Source organism: Lysobacter enzymogenes (assembly GCF_017168095.1).
Lineage (GTDB): Bacteria > Pseudomonadota > Gammaproteobacteria > Xanthomonadales > Xanthomonadaceae > Lysobacter > Lysobacter enzymogenes_D.
Map to the genome: position 1 here is coordinate 1 of NZ_LXSD01000009.1, position 5,537 is coordinate 5,537.

The 5,537-nt window shown below is 71.1% G+C and carries 5 protein-coding genes; all 5 read left to right on the forward strand.

Annotated elements, in window-relative coordinates; all coding sequences use genetic code 11:
• Positions 1-148 precede the first annotated feature (148 nt).
• Positions 149-2,887 carry a leucine--tRNA ligase gene (gene leuS / locus A7A76_RS00230; RefSeq protein ID WP_206409302.1) on the forward strand — a complete coding sequence of 913 codons (2,739 nt, stop codon included), beginning with the start codon at positions 149-151 and terminating at the stop codon, positions 2,885-2,887.
• A 160-nt stretch (positions 2,888-3,047) separates the two neighbouring features.
• Positions 3,048-3,719, forward strand: coding sequence for a glutathione S-transferase family protein (locus A7A76_RS00235; protein WP_206409299.1), 672 nt, complete (start codon positions 3,048-3,050; stop codon positions 3,717-3,719).
• Between the two features lie 151 nt (positions 3,720-3,870).
• Positions 3,871-4,335 (forward strand): LPS assembly lipoprotein LptE, encoded by a 465-nt coding sequence (gene lptE / locus A7A76_RS00240; RefSeq protein ID WP_343225258.1) that lies wholly within the window; start codon positions 3,871-3,873, stop codon positions 4,333-4,335.
• 28 nt (positions 4,336-4,363) lie between these two features.
• Entirely contained in the window at positions 4,364-5,410 is a 1,047-nt protein-coding gene (gene holA, locus A7A76_RS00245; RefSeq protein WP_206409301.1) for a DNA polymerase III subunit delta, read from the forward strand.
• A 16-nt stretch (positions 5,411-5,426) separates the two neighbouring features.
• Positions 5,427-5,537: adenylyltransferase/cytidyltransferase family protein (locus A7A76_RS00250; protein WP_206409303.1), on the forward strand; the 111-nt coding region annotated here is incomplete at its 3' end.

Below are 5,537 nucleotides of genomic sequence, written 5' to 3' on the forward strand. Positions count from 1 at the left end.
GGCCGGCGCGCAGCCGCCGCCCGGCGGCGCGGCCGCGCGCGTGGCGGGCTTTTGTGCGCTGCGGTAGGCTTGCCGGTCCTGCCCCATCGCCACCGCCACGCCCGTGTCCGACGCCGCCGCCCCCGTTCCGAACGATTCCCCGACCGACATCAAGGCCTTCGAGCCCGGCGCCCTCGAGGCCGCCGCCCAGCGCTATTGGGACGACACCCGCGCGTTTGAGGTCGACGAGCGCTCGGCCAAGCCCAAGTACTACTGCCTGTCGATGCTGCCGTATCCCTCCGGCGCGCTGCACATGGGCCACGTACGCAACTACACCATCGGCGACGTGATCAGCCGCTACAAGCGCATGACCGGCTTCAACGTGCTGCAGCCAATGGGCTGGGACGCGTTCGGCCTGCCGGCCGAGAACGCCGCGATCAAGAACAAGACCGCGCCGGCCAAGTGGACCTACGCCAACATCGCCCACATGAAGGCGCAGCTCAAGACCATGGGCTACGCCATCGACTGGTCGCGCGAGTTCGCCACCTGCACGCCGGACTACTACGTGCACGAGCAGCGCATGTTCGTGCGGCTGATGAAGAAGGGCCTGGCCTACCGCAAGAACTCGGTGGTGAACTGGGACCCGGTCGACCAGACCGTGCTGGCCAACGAGCAGGTCGTCGACGGCCGCGGCTGGCGCACCGGCGCGCTGGTGGAGAAGCGCGAAATCCCGCAGTGGTTCCTCAAGATCACCGACTACGCCCAGCAACTGCTCGACGGCCTGGACGCGCTGCCGGGCTGGCCGGACGCGGTCAAGACCATGCAGCGCAACTGGATCGGCCGCAGCGAAGGCCTGGAGATCCGCTTCGACGTGGTCGAAGCCGACGGCCGCCCGGTCGATGTCGCGCTGAACAACCTGGTGGTGTTCACCACCCGCCCGGACACGCTGATGGGCGTGACCTACGTGTCGGTCGCCGCCGAGCACCCGCTGGCCGCGCACGCCGCGCAGACCGATCCCGACCTGGCCGCGTTCATCGCCGAACTGCGCCAGGGCGGCGTGTCCGAAGCCGAACTGGAAACCCAGGAAAAGCGCGGCCGCGACACCGGCCTGCGCGCGCTGCATCCGGTCACCGGCGAGCAGGTGCCGGTGTACGTGGCCAACTTCGTGCTGATGAACTACGGCACCGGCGCGGTCATGGCCGTGCCCGGCCACGACCAGCGCGACTGGGAATTCGCCAAGCGCTATCAGTTGCCGATCAAGACCGTGATCGTCTCCGACGCGGTGCGCGACGCGCTGGCCGAGATCGGCCGCGACGTGTCCGCGCACGCCGACCCGATGCGCAGCGCCCTGGGCGGTGCGCCGGCGCTGGACGTCTACGACACCAGCGCCGCGGTGCAGGTGGTGCAGCAGTTCCAGGCCGCCATCGACGAGCAGGGCCCGTGGACCGAGCGCGGCTGGCTGGTCAATTCCGGCGAATACGACGGCATGGACTTCCAGCAGGCGCTGGACGCCCTGGCCGCGCGTTTCGAGGCCGAAGGCCGCGGCAACCGCCGGGTCAACTTCCGCCTGCGCGACTGGGGCGTGAGCCGCCAGCGCTATTGGGGCTGCCCGATCCCGGTGATCCTGTGCCCGAGCTGCGGCGACGTGCCGGTGCCGGAAGACCAACTGCCGGTGGTGCTGCCGGAGGACGTCGAATTCAGCGGCGTCGCCTCGCCGATCAAGGCCGATCCGAACTGGCGCAAGACCACCTGCCCGCAGTGCGGCGGCGCGGCCGAGCGCGAGACCGACACCTTCGACACCTTCATGGAGTCGAGCTGGTATTACGCGCGCTACACCTCGCCGGGCGCGGCCCAGCAGGTCGACGAGCGCGCCAAGTACTGGACCCCGGTGGACCAGTACATCGGCGGCATCGAGCACGCGATCCTGCACCTGATGTACTTCCGCTTCTATCACAAGCTCATGCGCGACCAAGGGCTGGTCGACAGCGACGAGCCGGCGGTGAACCTGCTGACCCAGGGCATGGTGATCGCGGAAACCTACTACCGCACCGGCGCCGAGGGCCGGCCCGACTGGATCAATCCGGCCGACGTCGAAGTCCAGCGCGACGAGCGCGGCCGCATCGTCGGCGCCACGCTCAAGGCCGACGGCCTGCCGGTGGAGATCGGCGGCATCGAGAAGATGGCCAAGTCGAAGAACAACGGCGTCGATCCGAAGCTGATGGTCGACAAGTACGGCGCCGACACCGTGCGCCTGTTCTCGATGTTCGCCGCGCCGCCGGACCAGTCGCTGGAATGGAACGAGGCCGGCGTGGAAGGCATGGCGCGGTTCATGCGCCGGCTGTGGACCGCGGTGCACAAGCACGCCGACGCGGGCGCCGCGCCGGCGCTGGACGCGGCCGCGCTGACGGCCGCGCAGAAGACCCTGCGCCGGCAGATCCACGAGACCGTGCAGAAGGTCGGCAGCGACTACGGCCGCCGCCTGAGCTTCAACACCGCGATCGCCGCGGTCATGGAACTGCTCAACCACCTGTACAAGTTCGACGACGCCAGCGGCAACGGCCGCGCCCTGCGCCAGGAAGCGCTGGAAGCGATCGTGCTGCTGCTCAACCCGATCACCCCGCACACCAGCCACGCGCTGTGGCAGACCCTGGGCCACGCCGAGACGCTGCTGGAGGACATCGCCTTCCCGCAGGCCGACGAGGCCGCGCTGGCGCGCGACGCGGTGACCCTGGCGGTGCAGGTCAACGGCAAGCTGCGCGGCACCATCGAGGTCGCGGTCAGCGCGGCCAAGGACGAGATCGAGAAGCTGGCGCTGGCCGAGCCGAACGCGGTCAAGTACCTCGAAGGCCTGACCGTGCGCAAGGTGATCGTGGTGCCGGGCAAGATCGTCAACATCGTCGCGGCCTGATCGCCCTCCAGTGCGTTCCCGCTCGACCGACGCCGCAAACCCGGCGGCGGTCGGGCCGCGCGCCGGCGAAGCCGGGCGGGGCGTTGTCGCGCGCCTGTCCCGGTTGACCATCTGCGCTGCTTGACCCCGCTCCTCACTCCCGCTGCTCGGCCCCGTCCCCATGACCGCGATCCTCTACTGCCACCCCGATTCGGGCTTCAGCTACAAGGTCGCGCTGGCGCTGGACCTGCTCGGCGTCGAATACGAGCAGCGCCAGGTCAACATCCGCATCGCGCGTGAGCAGCGCTCGGCGGAATTCCGCGCCGTCGCCGCGCACGGCGAAGTGCCGGTGCTGCTCATCGACGGGCTGAACCTGTGCCAGTCGAATGTGATCCTGGACTATCTCGCCACCCGCCAGGACGCCGCCGGCGGCCCGCGCCGCCTCGACGGCGCCGACCTCGCCCAGCGCCTGCACGTGCGCGAATGGCTGTCGTGGGAAGCCAACCGGGTCGGCCTCAACCTCGCCCACGCGCGCTACGGCCGCCAATTCGGCGATTACGACCCGGCGCTGCTGGCCTGGTACGACCGCCGCAGCCGCGCCGACCTCGACCGCCTGCAGGCCCAGCTCGCGCAAACCCCGTGGCTGGCCGGCGCCGCGCCGAGCATCGCCGACGTCGCCTGCATGGGCTATCTGTGCTTCACCGTCGAGCCCTGGGCCGACGCCGCCGGCGTCGCCCACGCCGACTGGGCGCAGCGCTGGCCGGCGCTGAAGGCCTGGTACGACCGCGTGCTGGCGCTGCCGGGCGCGCGCGGCGCGCAGGCCGCGTTCGCCGGCCGCGAAATCCGTTATTGATCCAGCGCGCGCCTGAGCCAGCGCGCGTCTGCGCCGGCGCGCGACGCGCCGCACGGTTCAGCCTTCGCTATTGATGCCCACGGCCGCCTCGTCCAGACTTCGCCCCATGACGCCTCGCTCCCTTCTTGCCCGCACGTCGCTTGCGGCTCTCGTGCTGGCCCTGTCGGCCTGCGGTTTCCAATTGCGCCAGGCCCTGGCCCTGCCGCCGGACCTGGGCCCGGTGCGCGTGGTCTCGATCGACCGCTACAGCCCGCTGGCCGAATCGCTGGCCCAGGCGCTGACCCGCGCCGGCGCGGTGCCGGCCCAGGAAGGCTCGGCGGAAGTGGCGGTGCTGGACCTGATGTCCGAACGCTGGGGCGACACCCCGGCCGCGCTCGACGAACTCGGCCGCGTGCAGGAATACAGCCTGCGCTACGCGGTGGTGTTCGAACTGCGCAAGGCCGACGGCAAGCCGCTGGTGCCGCGCCAGAGCATCGAACTGTCGCGCGACTACGTGTCCAGCCCGACCAACGCCATCGGCACCGAGGGCGAGCGCGAAATCCTGATGCGCGAAATGCGCCGCGAAATGAGTTCGGCGGTGCTGCGCCGGATCGGCGCGGTCAGCGAACGGCGCTGAGCCGCCTCGCCGGCCGGCCTGCCGCCCCATGGAACTGACCCCCGAGCGCCTCGTCGCCCAGCTCGACCAGGAACCGCTGCGCCCGGCCTATCTGATCGCCGGCCCCGAGCCGCTGCGCGTGCTGGAAGCCGCCGACGCCGTGCGCGCCGCCGCGCGCGCCCAGGGCATCGGCGAGCGCGAAGTGTTCGAAGCCGAAGGCAACCAGCGCGAGCCCGACTGGAACGCGCTGTCGGCGAGCTTCCGCGCGCCCAGCCTGTTCGCCAGCCGGCGCCTGCTGGAACTGCGCCTGCCGACCGGCAAGCCGGGCAAGGAAGGAAGCGAGGTCATCGCCGATTTCTGCGCCGCGCCGCCGCACGATGCGACCTTGCTGATCTCCTGCGGCGAATGGAGCAAGCAGCACGGCGGCAAATGGAGCGAAGCGATCGGCCGCATCGGCCACATCGCCGTGGCCTGGGCGATCAAGCCGCACGAACTGCCCGAATGGATCGAGCGCCGCCTGCGCCAGCGCGGCCTGCGCGCCGACCGCGACGCGGTGCAGAGCCTGGCCGACCGGGTCGAGGGCAACCTGCTCGCGGCGGCGCAGGAAGTCGACAAGCTGGCGCTGTTGTCCGACGGCGAAACCCTCACCATCGAACGCATGCAGGCCCTGGTCGCCGACGCCGCGCGCTTCGACGTGTTCCGGGTGCTGGATGCGGCCATGAACGGGCAGGGCGCACAGGTCTCGCGCATGCTCGCCGGCCTGCGCGCCGAGGGCGAAGCGGTGCCGGCGCTGCTCGGCATGGTGGTGATGGAACTGCAGCGCACCGCCGCGCTGGCGCGGGTGTCGGCGCGCGGCGGCAACCTGTCGTCCGAATTCAAGGCCCAGCGGATCTGGGATTCCAAGCAGCCGATGTACCGCCGCGCCCTGCAGCGCCACGACGCGCGCCGCTGGGAGGCTTTGCTGGCCCAGGCCGGGCGCGTGGACCGCATGGCCAAGGGCCGCGAAGCCGGCGACGCCTGGGTGGCGCTGGAGCGGCTGCTGCTGGCGGTGGCCGAGCCGCGCGCGCTGCGCCTGCTCGCGGTCGCGGCAAGCTGAGCGGCGGCATTCGCGCATGAGCCTCGTGGTTTTCTACGGCGGCACCTTCGACCCGATCCACGACGGCCACCTCGCCGTCGCCCGCGCCGCGCGCGACGCGCTGGCCGCGCAGGTGCGGCTGATGCCG